This window comes from Canibacter oris, assembly GCF_014197205.1.
In the GTDB taxonomy this organism is placed as follows: domain Bacteria; phylum Actinomycetota; class Actinomycetes; order Actinomycetales; family Microbacteriaceae; genus Canibacter; species Canibacter oris.
The window spans coordinates 1-24438 of sequence record NZ_JACIFD010000007.1 but is presented as its reverse complement, the minus strand read 5'-3'; the positions used below and the strand labels follow the sequence as shown (position 1 = coordinate 24438).

The following is a 24438-nucleotide window of genomic DNA, read 5'->3' as shown; positions in this document are numbered from 1 at the left end:
ACACCCCGCGGTTTTGCCGTCGCGCAGGGCCGGATATAGCAGCTTCGCAGTGCCATTTCGACACTGCGCAGCGTGGTTAAACCAAGTAGACCAGATTAAACTGAGTAGTACAGTTCGAACTCTAGCGGGTGCGGAAGCAGCGCAAACGGAGCAATCTCAGTCTCCCGCTTCAGTGTAATCCAAGACTCAATCAGCTCCTCGGTGAAAACCCCACCGGCGAGCAAGAAGTCTTTGTCGTTTTCCAGCGCAACCAGAGCTTCCTCCAGCGATCCTGGCACCTGCGGAATGTTTTTTGCTTCCTCTGGTGGCAGCTCGTACAGGTCTTTATCGATTGGAGCAAGCGGTTCAATCCGATTACGGATACCGTCAAGGCCAGCCATGAGCTGTGCCGCGAAACCAAGGTAAGGGTTGCCTGAAGCATCAGGAGCGCGGAACTCAATACGCTTGGCTTTCGGGTTGGAGCCGGTCAGCGGGATCCGCACCGCAGCAGAGCGGTTGCCTGCGGAGTAGGCAAGGTTCACAGGAGCTTCGTAACCCTTAACCAGGCGACGGTAGCTATTAATAGTTGGGTTGGTGAAAGCCAAAACAGCGGGGGCGTGATGCAAAATACCGCCGATAAACCAGCGGGCGGTGTCGCTCAGCCCAGCATAACCGTTCTCGTCGTAGAACAGTGGCTCGCCGTTCTTCCACAGCGACATGTGGGTGTGCATCCCAGAGCCGTTATCACCGGCGAGCGGTTTTGGCATGAAAGTCGCGGTTTTGCCCCATAGCTCGCAGGTGTTTTTGACAATGTACTTAAACTTCAGCACGTCGTCTGCCGCGGTAACCATGGTGTCGAAGCGGTAGTTAATTTCTGCCTGCCCGGGAGCTCCAACCTCGTGGTGTGAGCGTTCCACCTGCAGCCCAGCGTCCATCAGGCGCAGGGAAATCTCGTCCCGCAGATCCGCCTGCTTATCAACAGGAGAAACCGGGAAATAGCCGCCTTTAACAGGGGTTTTGTGACCCAAGTTACGGCCGTCTAGCTCATCAGCATAACCATTCCAGGCAGCTTCTTCGCCATCAATTTCGTAACCAACAGCATGCGGGGTGTTGCGCACTTTAACCGAGTCAAAAATGTAAAACTCAGCCTCCGGAGCAAAGAAAGCGGTGTCTGCGATGCCGGTGCTGACCAGGTACTGCTCTGCTTTTTTTGCGACTTGCCGTGGATCCTTATGAAAAATTTCACCCGTGCGAGGATTGTAAATATCGCAGAGAATGATCAGAGTTTTTTCGGTGCGGAACTGGTCGATATAGCAGGTTGTGACGTCAGGAATCAGCTGCATATCTGAGTCAGCGATACCCACGAAACCGCGAATAGAAGACCCATCAAACATTTGCCCGTTGACGAAGAAATCATCGTCAATCGCAGCCGCTGGGAGGTTAAAGTGCTGTTGAACGCCCGGGAGATCCACAAAACGGATATCAATAAACTTCACATCGTTTGCTTTGATGTACTCCTGCATTTCTGCCGGGGTCTTAAACATTTTGCTCCTTAGAGTTATGTGCGGCGGCTGCCAAACGCAGCTCTAATCACATTTTAGTACTCTGACGGCGCTATCTCAGTAAGCGTGTCTTATTTTATAAAATTTGTTACCCACGCTGTAACTGGCAGGCGTGCCCTGAAGGCTCTGCCTACAGCGCGCTTAAAATAGAGATATGTCTAATAACCCACAGAAGTTTGGCGAGCTAGCTCCCAGCGCATATCCCGGGGAGCGGCTCGGTTTAGCAGAGTCCGGACCATACTCCGTCGCGCGCATCGGTCGCCGTCTCGCCGCCCTCGCGGTTGACTGGGCGCTGGCGCTGCTAATTGCAAGGCTATTCCCGGTGGAACCGCAGTTTGTCGCCCTTGTCAATCTTGCGGTTTTCGCGGTGATGCAAGTGGCGTTTATCGCAACCATGGGCGGCTCAGTAGGGCATTTGCTGTTTAGAATGCGTGTTGCATCATTGACAGGGGGGTGGATCGGCATCTGGCGTCCGCTAGTGCGCACGGCACTGCTGTGCTTAGTGGTTCCAGCGCTGGTGTGGGATTCCGATCAGCGCGCTTTCCACGATAAAATTCCGGGAAGTGTACTAATCAAGATCTAGCTCATTTCCCTAGATGTATAAGTGTGAAAAAGACAGGCATGCCGCCTGTCTTTTTCACACTCTACGCACTACACCAATAGAGGTTTTGTACCGCGAGGTTACGCTTAGCGTGGACGTCCCTGACGGCGAATTCGCATCGGATCAATACCCTTCGGGATGCCGAGTGGCTGCGCCTGCAAGGAGGCTAGCCGCTGGTGCACAACCTGCACCTCATTGCGGTTGAGATTGCCTTTAATTTTATAGAGAGTTTTAGGCACCGCTGCGAGCGAAATCTGCTCTGGATGCTCCTGCCCAACATACACTTGGGTAACCTGCACGTTTGGCAGGATTCGCTTGACTTTTGCTTCCTCCTGTGTCATCAGACGCTGCAGACGCTCATAGTTACCCTCCCCGACAAGGGCAATGCCCCCGCGTCCAACTGCACGATAGATTGCGTCTTTACCACGGGCGTTGATAGCAATCGGAGTTTCTGATCCGCGCCAGCTGCGCCGTAGACCGCTGGCCAACACCGCGCCGACCGCTCCCTGCCGCCCCTCGATCTGCGCGTAGGCCATCCGCTCGGCGCGACGACCCAACAGGATAACAGCAATCAAAATACCGACAAGCACACCTGTGACTGACCAGAGAATCCAAGCGGCGACACTACCACCCGGCAACAGCGCAGCAAGCAAAACCGCCACCACAATAGGTGCGATGAAGCCAAGCAGCATCACCCAAGGCAGCGACTTATCGTGCATCTTGGTTGTTTTATAAACCTGGATCATCTGCTTGATACGACCCGGTTCGCGTTGTACCTTCTCTTTAGCCATACATATAAGAATAGCGGGTTTTGAGCTTATTTTTTGTGCTGCAAGTGTTTTGGCTGCCGCGGTGTCACTCTGCTCTTGATCTCCGAAATCAAAATTTGCTGCGGAGTGAAATTAAGCCCATACTGCTGCTGCATGACACAGGAAACAGCCGCCACAAACGCGTCTCCCAAAAGCATAAATTGCCTACAACCGCTACGCTTAAAAAAAGTTAACAAATTTTTTTCGCTGATGCCGTAAAGCTCACACAATTTGTCATGTTTGTGACGAAACAGCCTGCCTGTCTGCTGCGATTGCAGCATTCGCGATAGTACCTCACTGCCGTGTTGCGCCGTGGCAGGTTCGACAAATAACTGCGGTAATCGGCGAAGCTGCCGAGCGCCCAAACAGGCCACGCCTGGTACTTTTTCCTGCTGTGCACCCGGCGTCACAGTCTCCGCTAGGTGGGTGATCAGCGCAACGCAAAGCCAGGCCAATTCTGCCGTTGTACAGTGATATTTCTTACTGAGCATACTGTAATTCTGGAGCAGTCTCGGACGTAACAATCACAATCGCCAAGATTATGTTGAAAAGCTGCTTTCCACAGTGCGCCGTTTGCCAATAATTAAACGCAGTAATGTTCACAAATACTAAAAGCGGAGAGCGTAACGCTCTCCGCTTTTAGTATTTGTGCAGATTTTAAATACCGAGGTCAGGCAGGAAGTTACCCTCTTCGAGACGGTTCTTAACCTGGGTGAGGAACCGGGCTGCGTCTGCGCCATCAATAATGCGGTGATCATATGACAGGGCGAGATAAACATATGAACGCACGCCGATTACATCACCTTCCGGAGTGCTAACCACACCTGGCTCTTTCACAACAGCGCCAGTGCCTAAGATTGCAGACTGTGGCAAGAATACCAGCGGGGTGTCGAAAAGAGCACCGCGTGAGCCGGTATTGGTAAGGGTGAAAGTTCCGCCGGCGAGCTCGTCTGGCTTCAGCTGATTGTTGCGAGTACGGGCCGCCAAATCAGCAATTTCGGCCGCAAATTTGGCAATGTTCTTACCTGCCGCGTCACGCACAACCGGGGTCAACAGACCGCGTTCAGTGTCAACTGCGATGCTGATATTCTCAGTTGCTGGGTAGACGATATTCTCACCGTCAACGGTTGCGTTGATAATTGGGTAGGTCTGCAGCGCTTCAACAGCTGTCACCGCAAAGAACGGCATGAATGACAGCTTATTGCCAGTTTTAGCCAAGAACTCATCTTTCTTAGCGGCACGCAGCTGTGCAATCTTTGTAACGTCAACCTTCACCACGGTTGTCAGCTGTGCTGTCTGCTGCATTGAAGCAACAGCGCGTTCCGCCACAACCTTACGCAGCCGACTCATTGGTTGGGTGGTGCCGCGCAACTCAGAAACAGTGTAAACACTTGCACTTGGTGCTGCAGCTGCTGCAGGAGCAGGAGCACTAACCGCTGCGGCACGCACGTCTTCTTTACGGATGCGACCGCCGATACCGGTGCCCACAACAGTGCTCAAATCAACGTTCAGCACTTGCGCAAGCTTACGCACGATTGGGGTTACATACCCACCAGGCTGCGACGCAGGAACCGCTGCAAAGCTCTGTGCAGGAGCAGCTGCGGAGCTAACCACAGCAGCCGGCGCAGCACTAGGCTGCGCAGATGGTGCGGCTGGTCCAGCTGGTGCAGCTGGTTTCAGACTCGGGCGAATAATTTTTTCTTCTTCGGCAGCAGGTTGCGGCTCCGGCTCAGCAACAGGTTGTGCAACTGTTTCAGCAGCAGGCTCTTCGCTAGCAGCGGCAGGAGCAGCATCAGCTGCCGCAGCGTCACCAACCCGCGCCAAAACTGCACCAACCTCAACGGTTTCGTCTTCTGCAACCAAAATCTCCAGCAGCACACCAGCTACCGGTGATGGCACCTCAGTGTCGACCTTGTCGGTTGAAACCTCCAGTAATGGCTCATCAATAGCAACGGTGTCACCAACCTTTTTCAGCCACTGCGTGACTGTGCCCTCAGTAACGCTTTCACCAAGGGCCGGAAGAACTACTTCCTGACTCATTTCTATATTTCTCCGTTCGTGTGAATTGTTACTGCAGGCTTAAATACCGTGCAGAGGCTTTCCGGCAAGCTTCAGCATCGCCTCGCCAATTGTTTCGTTCTGAGTAGGGTGACCGTGAATAAACGGCGCTACATCTTCTGGGTATGCATCCCAGTTCACAATAAGCTGCGCTTCGCCCACAAGCTCCCCAACTCGCGCGCCAATCATATGCACGCCCAACACAGGGCCATCTACCTCGCGCACAACCTTCACAGATCCAGCAGTGCCCAGAATTGAGCTCTTCGCGTTGCCGGCCAGGTTGTACTCGTAGCTGGTTACCTTGTCTGCACCCAGCTGCTCTTTTGCCTTTGCCTCTGTCAAACCAACTGAAGCAATCTCAGGGTCGCAGTACGTCACCTTTGGAATATTAACGTCCGCAACCAGCTGCGGCTGTAGGCCAGCAATCTCTTCCGCAACAAAAATGCCCTGCTGGTAACCGCGGTGCGCCAGCTGCAAACCGGGCACGATATCACCAACCGCCCACACGCCGGGCACGTTTGTCTGCAGGCGCTCGTTGGTCGTCACGAAGCCACGATCACGGGCAACACCAACTTCATCGAGCCCAATACCGTCAGTTGCTGGGCCACGACCAACTGCCACCAGGAGGTAATCGGCGCTGAGGCTGGTGCCGTCTTCTAGAGTCACAGTGACGCTGTCAGCATCTTGCGTCACGCTCTGGAAACGCACACCCAGCTTGTAGCCGATGCCGCGTTTCTTGAACGCACGCTCAAGCTGCTTTGAAATTGATTCTTCTTCGTTTGGAACCAGGTGTGGGAGGCCTTCAATGATGGTGACCTCGGCACCGAATGAGCGCCACACGCTGGCAAACTCCACGCCGATTACGCCGCCACCAAGGATGATTACCTCCTCAGGCACATCATCAAGTTCAAGAGCTTGCTCACTGGTAATCACACGACCGGTGATTTCCAACCCCGGCAGAGTGCGGGAGTAAGAACCGGTTGCAAGCACCACATGCTTGCCGGTAACAGTATCGCCACCCACAGCAACCTGGTTTGGCGCAATCAGCTTACCTTCGCCCTCGATGACGGTGACACCGACCGCCTTCAGCAGGCCCTGCAAACCCTTGTGTTTAGAGCTCACAATGTCTTTGCGATACTTTGATACCGCCTCAATATTAAGCCCGGTAAGCAAAGCCTCAATACCGATGCTATTTGCTTCCCGCACTGTATCCGCAACTTCTGCAGCGTGCAGAAGCGCTTTAGTCGGGACACAGCCGCGGTGCAAGCAAGTACCACCGAGCTTATCTTTTTCAATCACAGCCGCTTTCATGCCCAGTTGTGTTGCACGAATTGCGGTTGCATAGCCGGCGCTGCCGCCGCCTAGAACTACTACATCAAACTGCTGATCTGCCAACAGATTCTCCCTCGTGTGCGAGTGATTTTGCGCAGCCGCATTGTGCGCGGCCGTTAACAAAAAATAATACACCCTTTAACATATGAAAACTTGGATTTTAGAACTATATCTTGTATACCGAATTATTTACCTGCGGTGCAAAAATATTTAAGACCTGTGGATAACTTTTGCTGGGTCGATCCACCTCACTAAGCTCTCAGCTAAATTAACGCTTCATGGCCACCAACACCGTAAAATTGAAGCATGAGTGAAGCCCTCTTCCGGCTAGATATAACAGATTTGACTGCGGTCCCGAAGGGACTACCGCTGATCGTGCTGCTGCGCCCAACGACAGACGTCTGCGACATGTTTGAAATGGTCGAGCACCATCTCCTTGTGCACACCGAGCCGCGACGACTGCTGCACTTTGAGCCAGATTTGCTGCTTGACTATCGCGCCCGCCGCCCAGAAATGCTGTTCAAGGTGGATCGCATTGTCAGCTACGAGCCACCCGAGCTAGCACTGCATCTGTGCACCGACTCTATCGGCAATAATTTTTTGCTGCTCAGCGGTTTTGAGCCTGATTACAAGTGGGATAGCTTCATAACCGCACTGCTGCTGCTGATTGAGACGCTGCGCGTGCGGCTGACTGTCTGCATGCATTCGCTGCCAATGCCGGTGCCTCACACCAGACCAATCACCAAAACCTTAAGCGGCACGCTACAAGAATTCATCACTGCAAACTCCGATTGGCAACCAGTGACCCCAATTGCTGCAAATCTCGGCCATGTGCTGGAGTATCGCCTGTCACAGGCAGAGGCTGACGTGATTGGCTGCACCCTTCTGCTGCCACAGTATCTCACCAGTAGCACCTATCCAGGTGCTGCACTAGCTGCAATCTCCCTGGTTTCCCGCATCACAGATTTGATTATCAGCACCGAAGACTTGCTCGCCAGTGATCAAGCCTTTAATGAGGAGATTGCAGAGCAGGTCGCAGGTGCCACAGATCATCAAGAGATGATTGCCCGCCTCGAAGCCCGCTATGACGCATTCATGCAGCAGCACAGCGCAAATCGTGATGAAACTACACTGCAGCCTGAGCCAAGTGAGACCGACGAGCAAACCATTCCATCAGCAGAACAGCTCGCAGCGGAGTTTACGCAATTTTTAGAAAGCAGTGGCAATGATCCGAAATTCAACGCAGCTAATCTGGGCGAGGCGGATCAATCGCAGCAGGCAGACAAGTCGGCGGGGGAGCAAGCAAAGCGAGATGATACCCCAAACCCTAATAACTCCGAAAGCTAAAATCTAGAAACTCACAGCCTTTTACCAAATTATCATCGAATGTGAATTATAATTACTAACGGTATCCCGTGCAATTTCCTGTGAACTTGACACGGGCTTTATCCCGTTAATCACTTTTATTAGAAAGGCTGCCTAAGTGGCAACTAGCAAAGCAAGCACTAACGCTGCGGCAGAAGTAAAGTCTGAAGCAGCTCCGGCAAGCTCCAAGGGAAGCGCGAAAAGCACGAAAGCAGCCGCATCAACCGCAGCTAAAAAATCTGCAGCTGCCACGAAAGCAAGCAGCGCAAAGACTGCAACAAAAGCTCAGACGAAAGCCCCGGCGAAGACCGCCACGAAAGCTCGTACAAGCACGACCAAGGCGGCTGCTAAGAGCAGCGCCGCTAAGGTAACTGCTGCAAAGAACACCAGCACAAAGGCTACTGCCTCTAAAACCGCGACTAAAACCACTAAAACTGCGGCGAAGGAGAAGAGTGCTGGCGCGGTTAAAACAACTGCAGCTAAAACCGCTGCAAAAGCAACAAATACAACCGCAACCAAAACCACTAAGCGCACCGCGACTAAAACCGCTGGTACAAAAACCACTGGCACAAAAGCAGCTGCCGAGCAGGTGACGGCGAAAACCACGAACAAGACCGCCGCAGCCAAAACCGCAGCAAAGGGTGCCGCAAAGACAACCGCGGCTAAGACTAAAGCGACCACCACCACCAAGACGGCCACCACCGCCAAAAAGCCAGCTACGGCAAAGACGGCGGCGGCAGGATCCACCACCGCTAAAAAAACAGCACCAAAACGCACTCGTAAAACTGCTGAGGTCGAACCGGAGCTCAACGAAGAACTGCAGGAAGCAGAAGATTTCGGCGCAGAAACCGATTTGGAGATCGGTGACTTCGGCGATTCCACAGAAACCGAAGCTGAGACTGAAACCCCTGCAGCGCCGGCCGCAACCGAAGACCTGCCAATCGGTGCCCTGGTTTTGAGCGGCAAAGACGATGACGATGTGCCAACCCGCACAACCACCATCGTCGGCGCCACCGCTGACCCAGTGAAAGACTATCTGAAGCAGATTGGTAAAGTTTCGCTGCTGAGCGCAGCCGAAGAGGTGCAGCTCGCGGAACGCATCGAAGCCGGGCTGTTTGCTGAAGAGAAACTAGAGCTTGAGGCTGACAAGCTGCCGAAGAAACTCGTGCGCGAGCTGAAATGGGTGGCACGCGACGGCCAGCGCGCGAAAGAGCATCTGCTGCACGCAAACCTACGTCTTGTGGTATCACTAGCGAAACGCTACACCGGGCGCGGTATGCAATTCCTCGACCTGATTCAGGAGGGCAACCTCGGCCTGATCCGCGCCGTTGAAAAGTTTGACTACACCAAGGGCTTTAAGTTCTCAACCTACGCCACATGGTGGATTCGCCAGGCAATTACTCGCGCCATGGCAGACCAGGCGCGCACCATTCGCATTCCGGTGCACATGGTTGAGGTTATTAATAAACTGGCGCGCGTGCAGCGACAGATGCTGCAGGACCTGGGCCGCGAACCGACCCCGGAAGAGCTTGCACTCGAACTTGATATGACCCCGGAAAAGGTTATCGAGGTGCAGAAGTATGGTCGCGAGCCAATCTCGTTGCACACTCCGCTCGGCGAAGATGGAGACAGTGAGTTTGGTGATCTTATTGAAGACACCGAGGCAATTGTGCCAGCAGACGCGGTCGGCTTCACTATGCTGCAGCAACAGCTGGAACAGCTGCTGGAGTCGCTCTCAGAGCGGGAGGCTGGCGTGATTAAAATGCGTTACGGTCTCGGCGACGGCATCACCAAAACCCTTGACCAGATTGGCGAAACCTTTGGTGTCACCCGAGAGCGCATCCGGCAGATCGAATCTAAGACTATGGCGAAACTGCGCCACCCGTCACGATCACAACAGCTGCGTGACTACCTCGACTAATGTTTCCTTCGCCGGGCACTAAAACCGGCACCGAGATTGTAGATTAAGAGGCACTGTTATGGCGCAGCACGCTGAATATTCGGCAAAAAACCTGACGGTTCTGGAGGGGCTAGAGGCAGTTCGCAAACGCCCCGGCATGTACATCGGCTCCACCGGGTCGAAGGGTTTGATGCACTGTCTCTGGGAGATCATCGACAACTCTGTCGATGAAGCACTCGGCGGCTTCGGTGACACCATCGAAATAACGCTTGACGCAGACGGCAGCGTGCTGGTTGCCGACCACGGGCGCGGCGTGCCGGTAGATATTAACCCTAAAACCGGGCTCAGCGGTGTCGAGCTGGTGTTCACGAATCTGCACGCCGGAGGCAAATTCGGCGGCGGCGCCTACGGCAACAGTGGCGGGCTGCACGGCGTTGGCGCATCAGTTGTAAACGCGCTCTCGGTACGACTTGATGTGGAGGTGGATCGCGACGGTGCCACCTGGGGGATCTCATTCAAGCGCGGTGTAGCCGGCACCTTTGCTGGGCCAGGACCCGATGCCGATTTCACCCCGGCGGAACCAGGCGCCAGTTTACGGCGGCTCAAAAAAGTTGCGAAGGCAAAAACCGGCACCCGCGTCAAATACTGGGCTGATCCACAAGCATTTGATGCAGACGCAAAATTCGAGTACGAGCCGCTAGCGCAGCGTGCCCGGCAAACAGCCTTCCTGGTGCCGGGGTTGGGGCTGAAAATCACCGATCAGCGCGAAGCCACCACAACGGTTGAGGAGTTCCGTTTCGCGGGAGGCATTGCAGAGTTTGTGGAGTTTAGCGCCACCGACAGCCCAGTCACCGAGATTTTACGGATCACAGGGGAGGGCAACTACCACGAAGTGATTCCGGTGCTCGACGAGACCACCGGGCAGCTGACGCAACAAGAGGTTAACCGCACCTGCCAGGTTGATGTCGCGCTCAGATGGGGCACCGGGTATGACACTCGGGTGCAGAGCTTCGTGAACATCATCGCAACTCCCAAGGGCGGCACTCACCTCGCAGGGTTCGAGAGCGCGCTGCTAAAAGTGCTGCGGAAACAGATTGAGGCAAACTCGCGTGCCCTGAAAGCTGGCAGTGACCGCCCAGAAAAAGAAGACGTGCTCACCGGGCTGACCGCAGTGGTGACCGTAAAACTGCCGGAGCCACAGTTTGAGGGGCAAACCAAAGAGGTGCTGGGCACCCCGGCAGTGCGGCAAATCGTGAGCCGGGTGGTAACTTCGCAGCTCACGGAGATGCTGGAAAGCACGGGTCGCGCTGAAAAAGCACAGGCACGACTGCTGCTAGAAAAAATCGTGGGGGAGATGAAGTCGCGCATCGCGGCTCGCGCCCAGCGAGACACACAGCGCCGCAAAAACGCGCTAGAAAATTCATCGCTCCCAGCAAAACTGGTTGATTGCCGCTCCAAAGACGTTGCCAGCAGCGAACTGTTTATCGTCGAGGGCGACAGTGCGCTCGGCACTGCGAAACTCGCGCGCGACTCCGAATATCAGGCGCTGCTGCCGATTCGTGGCAAAATTTTGAACGTCCAGAAAGCGACCCTCGCGGCGATGCTCGGCAACTCCGAGTGCGCCAATATTATTCAGGTTGTGGGGGGCGGATCAGGCCGCGACTTTGACCTGGAATCAGTGCGCTACGGCAAAGTGATTCTGATGAGCGACGCTGACGTTGACGGTGCTCACATTCGCACCCTGTTGCTGACTCTGTTCTTCCGCTTTATGCGGCCGATGATTGACGATGGCCGGGTTTACGCCGCTGTGCCGCCGCTGCACCGCGTCGAAATCATTAATAACGGTGCGAAACGCAACGAAGTTGTCTACACCTACTCGGAGACCGAACTACAGCAGCTGCTGCAAAAACTGAAACGGCAGAAGAAACGCTACAAAGAACCGATTCAGCGTTACAAAGGTCTGGGCGAAATGGATGCTAAACAGCTCGAAGAAACCACAATGGATCGCGCGGCGCGACTGCTGCGACGGGTTACCGCGGCTGATGCTCAGGCGGCAGAAAAAATGTTTGAGCTGCTAATGGGCAAAGAGGCAGCACCGCGCAAAGAATACATCATGGAAAACGCGGCGATTGTGTCGCAGGACAGCATCGACGCCTAAATACCCCCGCCAAACAGGTCGATAGGCTGCGCCACCGCGGTGCCAGAGGCATCGCGTTTCGCGGTTTCCTGCGGCAGCTGCCGCAGCGAACCGTCTTTACCGTTTGCCATAATCGGCGCCGCACCGACCCACGCTGCGCGCAGCACAGTTTCGTTGCGCAAGAAACGCTGCGCCCGCACCCCGCCGGTAGCGCGACCCTTCGCCGGGAACTCAGCAAAGTCTGAAAGCTTCACGCTGCCCACGGTTTCGGCGGCAAAGAGGGCATCCTCAGCTAAGTCAGCCGCGGCATAGGTGGCAACCAGGTTTACGGCGGCCGGATCCACCACATTAAAAGCAATAACCTGCTGGCCGGACCCGAGCTTGATACCTGCCATTCCGGCAGCTGCACGACCTTGCGGCCGCACCGCGGTGCTGTTAAAACGCAACAGCTGCGCAGCATCAGTGACAAACACCAGCTCCGCGTTATCGTCAGCGTACGCCGCACCAACAATCTCGTCTCCCGGCTTCAGCGAAATCACCTCAAAACCGTCACCTTTTTGCCACTCGCCACTTGCCAAGCGCTTTACCACACCCTGTTTGGTACCCATCGCGAGCGGGGTGGCAGTTTGTTCAGTAAGCAGCGCAACAACCCGCTCTTTTTTCTGCAGCGTTTCCAGATACTGCGACACACGTGCACCAGCAGCTAACTGCACCGAATTTGGCGCGGCGCTAGGCAAATCAACGGGGCTAAAACGCAGCACCCGCCCCAGGTTAGTGAGCGCCGCAATCTCTGCGCGCACACTGGTGGTGATACGACTCAGCACCGCGTCATGCTTGGTCCGACGAGCAGGAGCGAAAGTTGCTGCAGCCTCTACTGCGGTGTCGCCCTCCGGCAAATCCACTCGCAGCATCCTGCCGGTCGCAGAAAGCAGCACCTGACACGGGGTGTCAGCAATCTGCAGCGGAGCAGTTGCCCTCCCAGATTTAACTGGCTGCACCTGTGCGTTGAGCAGGGTAGTGCGGCGATCATCGCCGAACTCGGCAGCGACTTCGCCCAGCTCTGCGCTAACTTGGCGCTGCAGTTTTGCAGGATCCGCCAGCAACTCAGTGAGCTCAGCAATCGCGGCTTTAAGCTCATCACGCTCAGTCTCCAACTCGATACGGCTAAATTTTGTCAACCGTCGCAGTCGCAGCTCCAGAATATATTCTGCCTGTGCCTCGGAAAGATCGAACACCTGCTGCAAACGCTGCTTCGCGGTCTCAGCGTTCTCGCTAGAGCGGATTAGCTGAATCACCTCGTCGATATCCGCTATCGCGAGTAGCAGGCCCTCCACCAGGTGCAGCCGGCTCTGATGCTTCTGCAAGCGGAACTGGCTACGGCGGCGCACCACATTAATGCGGTGATCAATGTACACGCGCAACAAATCGAGCAGCCCCAGAGTTTGCGGCTGGCCGTTCACCAGACACACGTTATTAAAGGCGAAGCTGTCTTCCAGCGGTGTCTGCTTATAAAGCTGCTCCAGCACCGCCTCCGGCGAAAATCCGGTCTTAATCGTAATCACCAGCTTCAGCCCGTTTTTGCGGTCGGTGAAATCATTCAGTTCGCTAATGCCTTGAATCTTCTTAGACTGCACCCCGGCTTTAACAGCCTCAATAATTTTTTCCGGGCCAACCTGATATGGCAGTTCCGTAATCACCAGCGCTTTGCGGCGCGCAGTAACGTTTTCCACTGTCGCCTTCGCCCGCACTCGAACTGAGCCGCGGCCTGTCTCATAGGCTTCCTTAATACCGTCGAGGCCCACCAGAATACCGCCCGACGGAAAATCTGGGCCCGGAATAAAGCCCATAATTTCTTCCAGCGAGGCATTTGGGTGCTGCATCAGGTGCCGCACCCCGGCAATCACCTCCGCCAGATTGTGTGGCGCCATATTAGTTGCCATGCCCACGGCAATACCGCTGGCACCATTAACCAAGAGGTTCGGGAAAGCGCTCGGCAGCACCAGCGGCTGCTGCTGTGAATTATCGTAGTTTGGGCCGAAATCAACAACGTCTTCTTCAATGTTACTGAGCATCGCCATTGCCGCCGCAGTCAGCCGCGCCTCGGTGTAGCGCGAAGCGGCCGGGCCGTCATCAAGCGACCCGAAGTTACCGTGCCCGTCAACCAGAGTTTGCCGCATGCTAAACGGCTGCGCCTGCCGCACCAGGGTGTCGTAAATTGCACCATCGCCGTGGGGGTGCAACTTACCCATAACCTCACCCACGACGCGGGCACTCTTAACGTGCCCTTTGTCTGGTCGCAACCCCATTTCACCCATCATATAGAGGATGCGGCGTTGCACCGGCTTCAAGCCGTCACGAGCATCCGGCAGTGCGCGCGAATAAATTACCGAGTAGGCATACTCCAGAAAGGATTCCGACATCTCCGCGGTGATATCGATGTCTTCAATCCGTTCGGGTGTGGTGTTCGCAGCGGTTTGCACGGGGTAAGCGCCCTTCCAGTCGGAAAAGTTATGATGTTAGTTATGCTACCGAGCAACACCGAATATGGGCGGAGACTAGCCGCAGTTATGCCAACTGTTTATACAACTGTGGCACAGGGCAGGGTGTTGCAGGCGGTGGTGCTGGTTATCGACGGGCTCGGCTGGGTTAATTTAAAAGAGTACGCTGCCGCGGCACCGCAGCTGTGTACCCTGCGAGGGAAACGCATCACAACTGTCGCCCCGTCTACAACTGCGGCCGCCATCACCACAATCACCACCGGCAAGCTACCTGCTGAGCATGGCTTGCTGGGCTATCAAATTCTGAATCCCGCAACCGACCGCATCACCCAAACCCTGAAAGAATGGGACGAAATCACAGATCTTCGTGCCTGGCAACGTTGCCACACAGTTTTTGAGATGGCCAAGCAGCGGGGCATCAGCTGCACGGTTTTCGCGCGCCCCGCACACCGCAGCTCGGGCTTCACCCGGGCAGTTTTGAGCGGCGCCAACTATCACGGGGCCCAAACCATCAACGAACGCTTCGCGCAGCTTACAACCGCATTGCGGCAGCGTCACCCGGGCATCTATTATCTTTACGTCGATGAGCTTGATAAGGCTGGTCACAGTGAAGGAGTCGGCAGTCCGCTGTGGCTGAAGCGTTTGCGACAGGTGGATCAGGCCGTCGCAGATTTGCTGCCCGCGCTGCCAAGCGACTGCGCGCTAGTGCTCACCGCCGACCACGGCATGATTAATCTTGGGCAGCACCAGCACCGTTATCTGGAAGACCTCCGGGTTTTGCCGGAAAACACCCGTATCGCCGGCGAAGCACGACACCGCCACCTTTATTTACCAGACCCCGAGGCTGCCACTGCGGTGGCAGCCGAACTGCAGCGCTTGGAGGGAGGCAATTGTTGGGTTGGCACCCGCAAGCAGTGGCTTGCCACCGGAGTATATGGTGACTGTACTGCCTATCCTCAAAACGCTAACCGTGTCGGCGATGTGGTTTTAGTGCCGCGCAAGCGCTTGGCATACCTCAGTCACAGCAATCCTGGTGAGGCACAGCTGCAGGGCTTTCACGGCGGTCTCGATGATGACGAACTGGGCATCCCGCTGCTGTTTGCGGGCGAGCACCTTTATTAGTTGTCGTCTGGGCGCGTGCCAAACAGAATTTCATCCCAGCTTGGAATCGCGGTACGGCCACGCTTCTTCGGCTTTTCCGCAACTGTTTCAGCGGGTTCCGGATGTGGTTTTTTCAGGTTAACCCCGTCGCTGAGGCGCTCATACGCAGAGGTGTCGTACTGTTGTTCTGCATCAACCGCGGTGCCTGCAGACTCGGCCACGTCTGGCTGCGCCGCCGCCACAGATTCGGACTCCTCCTGCCACAGCGGGGCTGCGAGATCCGCCGCCTGCTCAGCCCCGGTGTAAATTTCACGCTCGCGTTCACCGCGCCGCTGGCGCAAGGCCTCCAGCAGATTTGCGGTTTCATCAAGGTTGGAGGTCTCCAACGGCTCACCAAACTCAAAATCATATTCATCTTCGGGCGCGATTACCGCGCCGCCAAAGTCAGGGAACTCAGTCACTGTGGCGACCTTTTCAGGCTCTTGCTGCTGCGCCGGCGCAGCAGCAGTTGAACTGACCGCCCGCGGCTTACTTGGGATCAGTGGGTCTGCGACCTGCTGCTTTGACAGCTCTGCTGCGCTCTCGTTTGCTGCGGTGAGCTGTTTTTTAGCGCTGTCAAAGCCCCAGACAGCTGTCAACTGCTCACCATAGACACTGTAGTCAACCGTAATCCGCCAGCGCCGCTTCGCGTCCTGGCAGGCGCGCCACTTAACCTCATTGGCACCCAATGAAACCAGACGCGCCGCGATGGTTTCGCCGAACTTCTCGCCGGTTTCTAATTGCCCGCCGGTGGTCCGCACCGGAACCGCGAACGCCCGGTCGAGGATGTAGCTCAGCTCGCGCTCAACCGGGGGAGCGAAACGCTCCACATCCTCCTGCTGGTATCCGGTCTCGGCTGCAACCTCAGGAACTGACAGCCCGCGCCGCAGCAGCCGCTGAATCTCAGCTGGCCGCACCTGTGAGGCGCCGGACTGTTGCTGCAGCGCAGCACGCACCTCGTGCAGCAGGGTATTATCGACCGGCAGCAGGTACTCGTTGCCGTCATCATCCAGAAGCGTCAATGCTGTTGCGGTGCGACTTGCGAAGGTTAACTCGGTCATGGCGATCCTTGAAATAAATAGCGCTATTTCTCTATAGCTTGGCACGAATCTCTGCGCATATAATGAGCGGCGCGCAGTTTTCTAGAATTTTGTATCGCCGCGTGTTGCAATTTGCAATCATAAATTATTTGCGTAATAATTTGCGGCAAAGACATAGATTAATCTGACCCCTAAGGTGAGTAACTTGGCTACTGACTATGATGCCCCACGAAAAAGCGTTGAAGACGAGGCAGAATCAATTGAAGCGTTAAAAGACCGCGGTCCGGAGTCTGGCGCGGCGCAGATGGATGCTGAAGACGCTGACAACCCTGGCTTCGAGCTCGCTGGCGCGGATCTTTCAAACGTAGAGCTTGATGTGGTTGTGCTGCCGCAGCAGGAAGATGAGTTTACCTGCACCAACTGCTTCCTGGTGCGCCACCACTCGCAGTATGATCACGAAGGTGATTTGGGGCCGGTGTGCGCGGAGTGTGCGCTCTAAGCGCAGCAATAAGGCTACAAAAAAGCGGGGTTACCGGAACGGTAGCCCCGCTTTACTGTTGCGCTTCCTAGCGTGCAGCCAGCAGCGCAGCACGCAATTTTTCCGGGTGGCGGGTGGTCACAATCCAAAAAGGTGCCGGATCGGTCGGATCAGTGTTGGCGACTTTTACGGCCTGGTGGATCCACCCCCGCACCAACAGGTAAGCACGTGCATCGGCTTGAATTCCTATTGCCAAGGTCAGCTCATCACTGTCAAGAATCTCGACATCGCCAATATAGGAAGTCGGAATATTAGCGTGACCCGCAATAAATTCACCGCCGGCAACCGCAACCCGGGGGCTGGCAAGAGTAAAAATTGCCGCGAATACGACGTAGACAATCGGCGCGAGCACCACTCCGAGGGTGCTGTTAAGCGGCATAAACAGCAGCATCGTGCTGGGAACAAGCAATAGCAAAATAATGTAAAGCCAGCCGCTCGGCCACAGACGTTCAGAATAGGTTACATTTTCGGTAGCTACACTCACCCCTTAATTATCTTGCTCTGGGCTGCAGATATGCTGAGCGCCACACAGGGATTTGGCGAGTTTTATCGTGAGTGTAAAGCAGCCACCAGCTACCGATGTGAACACACTCCATGAAACTTTAATAGGTCGCAGGCCGTCGAGATTCCGACACTGTTATTACTTGCCAGTGCGCCGCTCAGGAAAGTTCCGTAAACTAAAGACTATGACTGATGTAGTTGAGGTCTTAATTCAGGCTGAGCAGTTGCCTGAGTACGCGATGCCGGGGGACGCCGGAGCCGACCTGCGCTCAACCGCACACATTGTGCTGGAGCCGGGGCAGCGGGCACTGGTACCAACCGGCGTCAGGGTGCAGCTGCCGCCGCACACCGCACTGTTTGTGATGCCGCGCAGCGGGCTCGCCGCAAAGCACGGAGTCACAGTGCTAAACGCTCCCGGCGTTGTTGATTCGGGCTACCGCGGCGAAATTTTTGTGCCGCTAATTAACCACGACCCGGAAACCGCGTTCACCATCGAACCCGGCGACCGCATCGCCCAGCTCGTGATTATGCGAGTGCCGGCGGTGAGCTTTAAACAGGTTGCATCGCTAGACGACAGCGACCGCGGCGCCGGCGGATTCGGATCCACCGGAGTCGCATAACCGCAGCACTTCAGGAGCCTCTCACGCGGCTCACAACCATTGCAAATCGGAGAATCATGATTTTTAAGCGCAAAAAAGAAACCGGGGAGGCAGCAGCCGAAACCGCTACAGCAGCAGAGACCGCACCAGCTGCAACCACCGCAGCCAGCGACGCGCCAAACGCTAAAGCTGCCCCGCAAGATCGTGCCGCCAAGGGCCCGTTTGATGTCACTGAGGTGCCTGCAATTCGCCCGTATATCGACATGGGCAGCATCAAAGTCGCGCCGCGCGAAGGTTTGAAGGTGCGTCTTGATGTTGATGAAGCAAGCAAGCGCATCATCGCAATTTCGCTTGACTATGAAGGCTCTACGCTGCAGGTGCAGGCATTTTCAGCGCCGAAATCAACCGGGCTGTGGCACGAGGCGCGAGAGCAGATTATGGCTTCGCTCAAGGAGCAGGGCGCACAGGTTACAGAGCAGGAGAGTGTTTTCGGCACCGAGGTTTTGATGCAGTCACCACCTAACGCTGAGCAGGTTGCGGCGGTGCGGTTCTTCGGCGTCGACGGTCCGCGATGGATGCTGCGCGGGGTGCTGGTTGGTGCTGGGGCGGTGGATCCGGCTCGCGCCAGCGGTATTGAATCTGTTTTCCGCGAGCTAGTCGTGGTGCGCGGCGATGCACCGCTGCCGCCGAGTGAGTTGCTACCACTGCAGATGCCGGCAAACGTTGGGCAAGCCCCGACCGCATAGGGTTTAAACCGTCTCAGCAGGCTGCCGCTCCGACGGTGCAGTCCGTTTTTCTATTCCAAGCGTGTGCTCAGATTATCTGGGCGCACGCTTGTGCTTTTTGTGCGCTTAAGATCACCTTGCCGGTCCCAGAAGTTTGGCTGCACTGACTGTCAAAAACAAATAATCCACTTGCCAGACAACCCTCTCTTTCATCTGATGAATACACGATTTTGCCGCGGAAACACGCGGGAGTAGACTACTTAAAAGACGCACCAACTGGTGTAAAATTTATCTTGACATCAAAACATTTCACTACTTCCGGAGAAGGAGAGCATTGTGAGCACAGTCAATAGCTTCGATGCCAAAGACACCCTTGCGGTTGCGGGCACAGAATACGAGATTTACCGCATCGACAAGGTTCCAGGCGCAGAAAAACTGCCATTCAGCCTGAAGGTGTTGCTTGAGAACCTGCTACGCACCGAAGACGGGGCAAATATCACCGCAGCGCACATCGAAGCTCTTGGCAACTGGGATCCATCAGCGCAGCCAAACGTAGAGATACAGTTCACCCCGGCTCGCGTTATCATGCAGGACTTCACCGGCGTGCCTTGCGTGGTAGACCTTGCAACCATGCGTGAAGCTGTTGCTGAGCTCGGCGGCGATCCTAAGAAAATCAACCCGCTAGCTCCGGCTGAGATGGTTATTGACCACTCCGTACAGATTGATGTTTTCGGCACCGCCAACGCTATTGAACGCAATATGGACATCGAGTACCAGCGCAACGGGGAGCGATACCAGTTCCTGCGTTGGGGTCAGACCGCGTTTGACGACTTCAAGGTTGTGCCACCTGGCATGGGCATCGTACACCAGGTAAACATCGAAAACCTGGCACGCATCACCATGACCCGTGAGGTTAACGGCGTGCTGCGCGCATACCCAGACACTTGCGTGGGCACCGACAGCCACACCACCATGGTTAACGGCCTTGGCGTGCTCGGCTGGGGTGTAGGCGGCATCGAGGCTGAGGCTGCGATGCTCGGTCAGCCAGTATCTATGCTGATTCCTCGCGTTGTTGGCTTCAAACTCTCAGGTAAAATCCCAGCAGGCGCCACCGCAACCGACGTGGTGCTGACAATCACCGAGATGCTGCGTCAGCACGGCGTAGTTGGCAAGTTCGTGGAGTTCTACGGTGAGGGCGTTTCCGCGGTGCCACTGGCGAACCGTGCAACCATCGGCAACATGAGCCCTGAGTTCGGCTCAACCGCCGCAATCTTCCCAATCGACGATGTCACCCTTGATTACCTCCGCCTGACCGGGCGCTCAGAGGAGCAGATCGCGCTGGTTGAGGCCTACTCAAAGCAGCAGCAACTGTGGCACAATCCTGCGGTCGAGCCAGTGTTTAGCGAGTACCTTGAGCTGGATCTCGCAACCGTTGTGCCGTCAATCGCAGGCCCGAAGCGTCCACAGGATCGCATTGAGCTGAGCAAGGCGCAGCAGCAGTTTGCGGCGGATCTACCAAACTACGCCGGCGCTCCAGCCGCGGGCGAACAGCGCGCCACTAACCCGGTGACTGTCACCACTGACCGTGGTGCCTTTGAACTTGATCACGGCGCGGTTTCAATCGCTTCTATCACCAGCTGCACCAACACCTCAAACCCGTCTGTGATGGTTGCCGCTGGTGTACTGGCGCGCAATGCAGTGCGCAAGGGCCTAACCAGTAAACCATGGGTGAAAACCTCACTGGCTCCGGGCTCAAAGGTTGTTACTGACTACTACGAGAAGTCAGGTCTGCTGCAAGACTTGGAAGCTATTAACTTCTATGTTGTCGGCTATGGCTGCGCCACCTGCATCGGCAACTCCGGCCCGCTTGATCCAAAAATTTCAGAGGCAATTCAGGAAAATGACCTCGCTGTGACCGCGGTGCTATCAGGCAACCGTAACTTCGAGGGCCGCATTAACCCTGACGTCAAGATGAACTACCTGGCTTCACCGCCGCTGGTTATTGCCTACGCACTAGCAGGCTCAATGGACTTTGATTTCGCCACCCAGCCGCTCGGCCAGGATCAAGACGGCAACGACGTCTTCCTGCAGGATATCTGGCCAGACCCACAGGAAGTACAGCAGATCATCGACGAGTCAATCGACACTGAGATGTTCCGCTCTAAGTACGACACTATCTTTGACGGTGACGAGCGCTGGCAGAACCTGGAAACCCCGCAGGGCGACACCTTTGCGTGGGATGCAGATTCCACCTACGTGCGCAAACCACCTTACTTCGAGGGCATGAAGCTCACCCCGGATCCAGTAACCGACATCACCGGGGCCCGGGTGCTGCTGAAGCTTGGTGACTCTGTCACCACCGACCACATTTCACCAGCAGGCTCATTCCGCGCAGACACCCCTGCGGGGCGTTACCTCACCGAAAACGGTGTAGCTCCGAAGGACTTCAACAGCTATGGCTCACGGCGCGGCAACCACGAGGTGATGATCCGCGGCACCTTCGCGAACATCCGCATCAAGAACCAGCTGCTTGACGGTGTCGAGGGCGGCTTCACCCGTGACTTTACCAACGGTGGCGAGCAGGCTGCGGTTTACGATGCCGCAATGAACTACAAGGCAGCAGGTGTGCCGCTGGTTGTGCTCGGCGGCAAAGAGTATGGCTCAGGTTCATCCCGCGACTGGGCTGCAAAAGGCACCGCGCTGCTCGGCGTAAAAGCTGTAATCACCGAGTCTTATGAGCGTATCCACCGCTCTAACCTCATCGGTATGGGTGTGCTGCCGCTGCAATTCCCAGCGGGCGAAAACGCTGATAGCCTCGGCCTTGACGGCACCGAAACCTTCAGCATCACCGGTGTGACCGCGCTCAACGAGGGCGTCACCCCGGAGACCGTGAAGGTTACCGCACAGCACGAGTCAGGCAAGGTTACTGAGTTTGACGCAGTAGTGCGTATCGACACCCCGGGCGAAGCAGACTACTACCGCAACGGCGGTATTCTGCAGTACGTGCTGCGGTCACTTGTGTAACTACACTGCACGCCAACTAGCCCAAGCGGCTAACTAAAAGAGCGGCTGGCGAAATGCCAGCCGCTCTTTTTACGTCCGCGCCGCAGCTAGAGAGTAATAACCTGCTCCCACGGCAGTGCAATATCAGTACGCCCAAAATGCCCAAAAGCAGCGGTCTGCTGATAAGCGTTAAAACGCTGCAGCTGCAACCGGTCAATAATCGCCGCCGGACGCAAATCGAAACGCTCGCGCACCACCTTTTCCAGCTTCTCATCCTGCTGCGGATTATCGCTCAGCACGCACACCGATACCGGGTGCGCTGCGCCAATCGCATAAGCAATTTGCACAGTTGCGTGCTGCGCCAAGCCATTAGCCACCAGGTTTTTTGCAACCCAGCGGGCAGCGTATGCGGCGGAGCGATCCACCTTAGAAGGATCTTTACCGCTGAAAGCGCCGCCGCCGTGTGGCGCGTAACCGCCGTAGGTATCGACCACAATTTTGCGGCCGGTGAGCCCCGCATCGCCGACAGGGCCGCCGATGATAAAACGACCAGACGGGTTAATAATCAACCGGGTTTGCGAAGCATCAAGCCCGGAGCTCGCCAGCGTCGGGTTAATTACCTCGCTGTGCAGAAGCGCCGCAAGCTCCTCGCTGTGCAGGTGTTCAGCGTGCTGCGCCGAAATCAGCACAGTATCCACTTCAAGGGGCTGGCCAGGCCTCGCGTAGCGCAGTGTCACCTGGGTTTTCGCGTCCGGACCGAGGTCTTGCTGCCGCTGCTTTTGCAAATCCGAGTAACCGCGGGAGAGCTGATGCGCGAGGTGGATCGCCGCCGGCATAAAACTATCCCGGTGTGCTGGTGCCCCAGCAAGCTCATTGCTGGCGTATCCGAAAATAATACCCTGATCGCCAGCCCCCAGCCGATCATAAGCGTCGGCTGCCTGGCCGCTGCGCACCTCTAACGAGTTATCAACACCCTGGGCAATGTCAGGGGACTGCTGGCTAATCGCAACGTTAATGCTGACGCTAGCTGCATCATTAAAATCTAGGCCGTAGCTCGCCGGAGTGTAACCAATTGCGGCGAGCTTTTGCCGCACCAACTCCTGCACCCGGACAGGGGAGAGCTCGTGCGTGCTGCGCATTTCACCAACCACATGAATCTGAGAGCCGCTGGCAACAGTCTCAATAGCGACCCGGCTCTCTGGGTCGTGCTGCAGCAGCTCATCAAGCAGTGCGTCGCTGATTTGGTCACAGACTTTGTCAGGATGACCCGCAGCGACTGACTCCGACGTAAATAGATAGCTCAATTTTTCCCCTCAAATAACAAAGCGGCTGACCAGAACACAGTGCATACAGCTAGATAGCTGCAGCGGGCAGTTCTGGTCAGCCGCTAAGCGTAATATTTATTTACTCATGAAATAGTTTACCGTTAGCACGCTGTGACGCGCCGACACGGTCGAGGTATTTCGTAATTCCGCCGGCCTGGAAAGGGAATCCGGCGCCGAGAATCAAGCACAAATCGATGTCTTCTGCCGCAGCAACAACTTTTTCCTGCAGCATGATATCGATTTCGCGAGCCAGCTCATCTTCAACCCGAGTCAGGATTTCGGTCCCGGCAACCGGAGCTTTACCGACAGTGATTGCTTTTTCTCCGGCGCGGCTCAAACCAGTTGGCTTGCCAGCTTTGTTCTTCTCCAGCGGAGCTTCGACCTCGGCAAGCTTGTGCAGGCTCTCGGTGGCGTAGAACCGCTCCGGGAAAGCTCCGGTCATGGTGTCTTGCACATGGGCAGCGACTTTCCAGCCAACCAGGTCAATCAGCTCAAACGGCCCCATCGGCAAGCCAATCGGGTCAAGCGCGCGCTCAATCACACCCAAATCTGTGCCGCTGTCAAGCGCCCGGGCTGGCTCACCCATAACCTTTGCAAGCAAGCGATTCACCACAAAGCCCGGACGATCAGCGGTGATTACCGCGCTCTTGCCCAGCTTCTTGGCGATGACCATTGCGGTTGCCAGCGCTGCTTCGCTGGTGGATTCTACCTTCACAACCTCAATCAGCGGCATAACCGCTACCGGGTTGAAGAAGTGGAAACCAATCAGACGCTCCGGACGCTCCAGTACGCTGCCAATCTCAGCAACAGACAGTGACGAGGTGTTGGTGGCGATAATTGCCTCTGGCGAAATAAGCGGCTCAATCTCTTTGAAAACGGTCTGTTTCACCTCAAGAGACTCAAACACCGCTTCGATAACCCAGTCGCAGTCAGCGTAATCTTGTTTGTCTACTGTGCCCTGCACCAGTGCTTTAATCTGGTTCGCGGCATCGGCATCCAGTCGACCCTTCGCCTGCAGTTTATCGATTTCGCCGTGAATGTATGCGATACCTTTATCAACCCGCTCCTGGCTGAGATCGGTGATGAGCACTGGCACCCGCAACTTGCGAGCAAACAGCAGCGCAAACTGGCTCGCCATTAGCCCGGCGCCAATAACACCAACCTTGCGCACCGGCAGTGCCAGCTCCGCTGGGGGAGCGCCGGCAGGGTTTTTAGCGCGCTTTTGCACCAGGTCAAAAGCATAGATTGATGCACTAAACTGCTCGCTACAAATCAATTCCTGCAGCGCTTTATCTTCACGCGCGAAGCCCTTAGCCAGGTCGTTAT

General features: G+C 55.9%; 19 protein-coding genes. 9 read left to right on the top strand and 10 right to left on the bottom strand.

Going from position 1 to position 24438, the window contains the following annotated elements:
- Positions 1-95: 95 nt before the first annotated feature.
- On the bottom strand, positions 96-1523 hold the full coding sequence (gene glnA, locus F5897_RS04115; protein WP_124824121.1) for a type I glutamate--ammonia ligase: 1428 nt from the start codon (positions 1521-1523) through the stop codon (positions 96-98).
- 172 nt (positions 1524-1695) lie between these two features.
- On the opposite strand from glnA, the gene F5897_RS04110 reads away from it, so the two are divergent.
- Positions 1696-2124: an RDD family protein gene (locus F5897_RS04110; RefSeq protein WP_183304579.1), complete on the top strand. Its 429-nt coding sequence runs from the start codon at positions 1696-1698 to the stop codon at positions 2122-2124.
- A 104-nt stretch (positions 2125-2228) separates the two neighbouring features.
- Here the strand turns inward: F5897_RS04110 and F5897_RS04105 are convergent, their stop codons facing one another.
- The 4 genes from F5897_RS04105 to lpdA all read right to left on the bottom strand — a co-directional run bounded on the left by F5897_RS04105 (position 2229) and on the right by lpdA (position 6404).
- Entirely contained in the window at positions 2229-2933 is a 705-nt protein-coding gene (locus F5897_RS04105; protein ID WP_124824119.1) for a DUF4191 domain-containing protein, read from the bottom strand.
- A 26-nt stretch (positions 2934-2959) separates the two neighbouring features.
- A complete protein-coding gene (locus tag F5897_RS04100; RefSeq protein WP_124824118.1) occupies positions 2960-3442 on the bottom strand; it encodes a hypothetical protein in 483 nt (160 codons plus the stop codon).
- A 166-nt stretch (positions 3443-3608) separates the two neighbouring features.
- On the bottom strand, positions 3609-4991 hold the full coding sequence (gene sucB, locus F5897_RS04095; RefSeq protein ID WP_183304578.1) for a 2-oxoglutarate dehydrogenase, E2 component, dihydrolipoamide succinyltransferase: 1383 nt from the start codon (positions 4989-4991) through the stop codon (positions 3609-3611).
- Between the two features lie 39 nt (positions 4992-5030).
- The gene (gene lpdA, locus F5897_RS04090; RefSeq protein WP_124824116.1) at positions 5031-6404 is read right to left on the bottom strand and encodes a dihydrolipoyl dehydrogenase; all 1374 of its coding nucleotides are present in this window, start codon (positions 6402-6404) and stop codon (positions 5031-5033) included.
- 243 nt (positions 6405-6647) lie between these two features.
- On the opposite strand from lpdA, the gene F5897_RS04085 reads away from it, so the two are divergent.
- The 3 genes from F5897_RS04085 (at position 6648) to F5897_RS04075 (ending at position 11764) form a co-directional block, all read left to right on the top strand.
- Entirely contained in the window at positions 6648-7688 is a 1041-nt protein-coding gene (locus F5897_RS04085; protein ID WP_183304577.1) for a proteasome assembly chaperone family protein, read from the top strand.
- Between the two features lie 136 nt (positions 7689-7824).
- Positions 7825-9627, top strand: coding sequence for an RNA polymerase sigma factor (locus F5897_RS04080; RefSeq protein ID WP_183304576.1), 1803 nt, complete (start codon positions 7825-7827; stop codon positions 9625-9627).
- Positions 9628-9685: 58 nt separating this feature from the next.
- Positions 9686-11764, top strand: coding sequence for a DNA gyrase/topoisomerase IV subunit B (locus F5897_RS04075; protein WP_183304575.1), 2079 nt, complete (start codon positions 9686-9688; stop codon positions 11762-11764).
- On the opposite strand, the gene F5897_RS04070 is transcribed toward F5897_RS04075, so the two are convergent.
- Positions 11761-14163 (bottom strand): DNA gyrase/topoisomerase IV subunit A, encoded by a 2403-nt coding sequence (locus tag F5897_RS04070; protein WP_183304635.1) that lies wholly within the window; start codon positions 14161-14163, stop codon positions 11761-11763. The genes F5897_RS04075 and F5897_RS04070 overlap by 4 nt on opposite strands.
- Before the next feature lie 147 nt (positions 14164-14310).
- Here F5897_RS04070 and F5897_RS04065 point away from each other — a divergent pair, with 147 nt between their 5' ends.
- On the top strand, positions 14311-15363 hold the full coding sequence (locus F5897_RS04065) for an alkaline phosphatase family protein (protein WP_183304574.1): 1053 nt from the start codon (positions 14311-14313) through the stop codon (positions 15361-15363).
- Here the strand turns inward: F5897_RS04065 and sepH are convergent.
- Positions 15360-16442, bottom strand: a complete 1083-nt coding sequence (gene sepH / locus F5897_RS04060) for a septation protein SepH (protein WP_183304573.1) — start codon at positions 16440-16442, stop codon at positions 15360-15362. The genes F5897_RS04065 and sepH overlap by 4 nt on opposite strands.
- Positions 16443-16626: 184 nt before the next feature.
- Between sepH and F5897_RS04055 the strand changes: the two genes are divergently transcribed.
- Positions 16627-16920 (top strand): DUF4193 domain-containing protein, encoded by a 294-nt coding sequence (locus F5897_RS04055; RefSeq protein ID WP_124824110.1) that lies wholly within the window; start codon positions 16627-16629, stop codon positions 16918-16920.
- 67 nt (positions 16921-16987) lie between these two features.
- Here F5897_RS04055 and F5897_RS04050 read toward each other — a convergent pair whose 3' ends face one another.
- Positions 16988-17443, bottom strand: a complete 456-nt coding sequence (locus F5897_RS04050; RefSeq protein WP_124824109.1) for a DUF3093 domain-containing protein — start codon at positions 17441-17443, stop codon at positions 16988-16990.
- 202 nt (positions 17444-17645) lie between these two features.
- Between F5897_RS04050 and dut the strand changes: the two genes are divergently transcribed.
- The 3 genes from dut to acnA all read left to right on the top strand — a co-directional run bounded on the left by dut (position 17646) and on the right by acnA (position 21808).
- Positions 17646-18080 (top strand): dUTP diphosphatase, encoded by a 435-nt coding sequence (gene dut, locus F5897_RS04045; RefSeq protein WP_183304572.1) that lies wholly within the window; start codon positions 17646-17648, stop codon positions 18078-18080.
- Positions 18081-18136: 56 nt separating this feature from the next.
- On the top strand, positions 18137-18805 hold the full coding sequence (locus tag F5897_RS04040; protein WP_183304571.1) for a DUF3710 domain-containing protein: 669 nt from the start codon (positions 18137-18139) through the stop codon (positions 18803-18805).
- A 315-nt stretch (positions 18806-19120) separates the two neighbouring features.
- Positions 19121-21808 (top strand): aconitate hydratase AcnA, encoded by a 2688-nt coding sequence (gene acnA, locus F5897_RS04035; RefSeq protein ID WP_183304570.1) that lies wholly within the window; start codon positions 19121-19123, stop codon positions 21806-21808.
- Between the two features lie 86 nt (positions 21809-21894).
- Here acnA and metK read toward each other — a convergent pair whose 3' ends face one another.
- Positions 21895-23091 (bottom strand): methionine adenosyltransferase, encoded by a 1197-nt coding sequence (gene metK / locus F5897_RS04030; RefSeq protein WP_183304569.1) that lies wholly within the window; start codon positions 23089-23091, stop codon positions 21895-21897.
- Between the two features lie 100 nt (positions 23092-23191).
- The coding region (locus F5897_RS04025; RefSeq protein ID WP_183304568.1) for a 3-hydroxyacyl-CoA dehydrogenase family protein at positions 23192-24438 on the bottom strand (1247 nt) is incomplete at its 5' end.

Coding starts and splice junctions, on each gene's coding strand:
- F5897_RS04065 (WP_183304574.1), top strand. CDS start 14,311: ATGCCAACTGTTTATACAACTGTGGCACAGGGCAGGGTGTTGCAGGCG.
- F5897_RS04110 (WP_183304579.1), top strand. CDS start 1,696: ATGTCTAATAACCCACAGAAGTTTGGCGAGCTAGCTCCCAGCGCATAT.
- dut (WP_183304572.1), top strand. CDS start 17,646: ATGACTGATGTAGTTGAGGTCTTAATTCAGGCTGAGCAGTTGCCTGAG.
- F5897_RS04085 (WP_183304577.1), top strand. CDS start 6,648: ATGAGTGAAGCCCTCTTCCGGCTAGATATAACAGATTTGACTGCGGTC.
- glnA (WP_124824121.1), bottom strand. CDS start 1,523: ATGTTTAAGACCCCGGCAGAAATGCAGGAGTACATCAAAGCAAACGAT.
- F5897_RS04070 (WP_183304635.1), bottom strand. CDS start 14,163: ATGTCGGAATCCTTTCTGGAGTATGCCTACTCGGTAATTTATTCGCGC.
- F5897_RS04100 (WP_124824118.1), bottom strand. CDS start 3,442: ATGCTCAGTAAGAAATATCACTGTACAACGGCAGAATTGGCCTGGCTT.
- F5897_RS04040 (WP_183304571.1), top strand. CDS start 18,137: ATGATTTTTAAGCGCAAAAAAGAAACCGGGGAGGCAGCAGCCGAAACC.
- sepH (WP_183304573.1), bottom strand. CDS start 16,442: ATGACCGAGTTAACCTTCGCAAGTCGCACCGCAACAGCATTGACGCTT.
- F5897_RS04075 (WP_183304575.1), top strand. CDS start 9,686: ATGGCGCAGCACGCTGAATATTCGGCAAAAAACCTGACGGTTCTGGAG.
- F5897_RS04105 (WP_124824119.1), bottom strand. CDS start 2,933: ATGGCTAAAGAGAAGGTACAACGCGAACCGGGTCGTATCAAGCAGATG.
- sucB (WP_183304578.1), bottom strand. CDS start 4,991: ATGAGTCAGGAAGTAGTTCTTCCGGCCCTTGGTGAAAGCGTTACTGAG.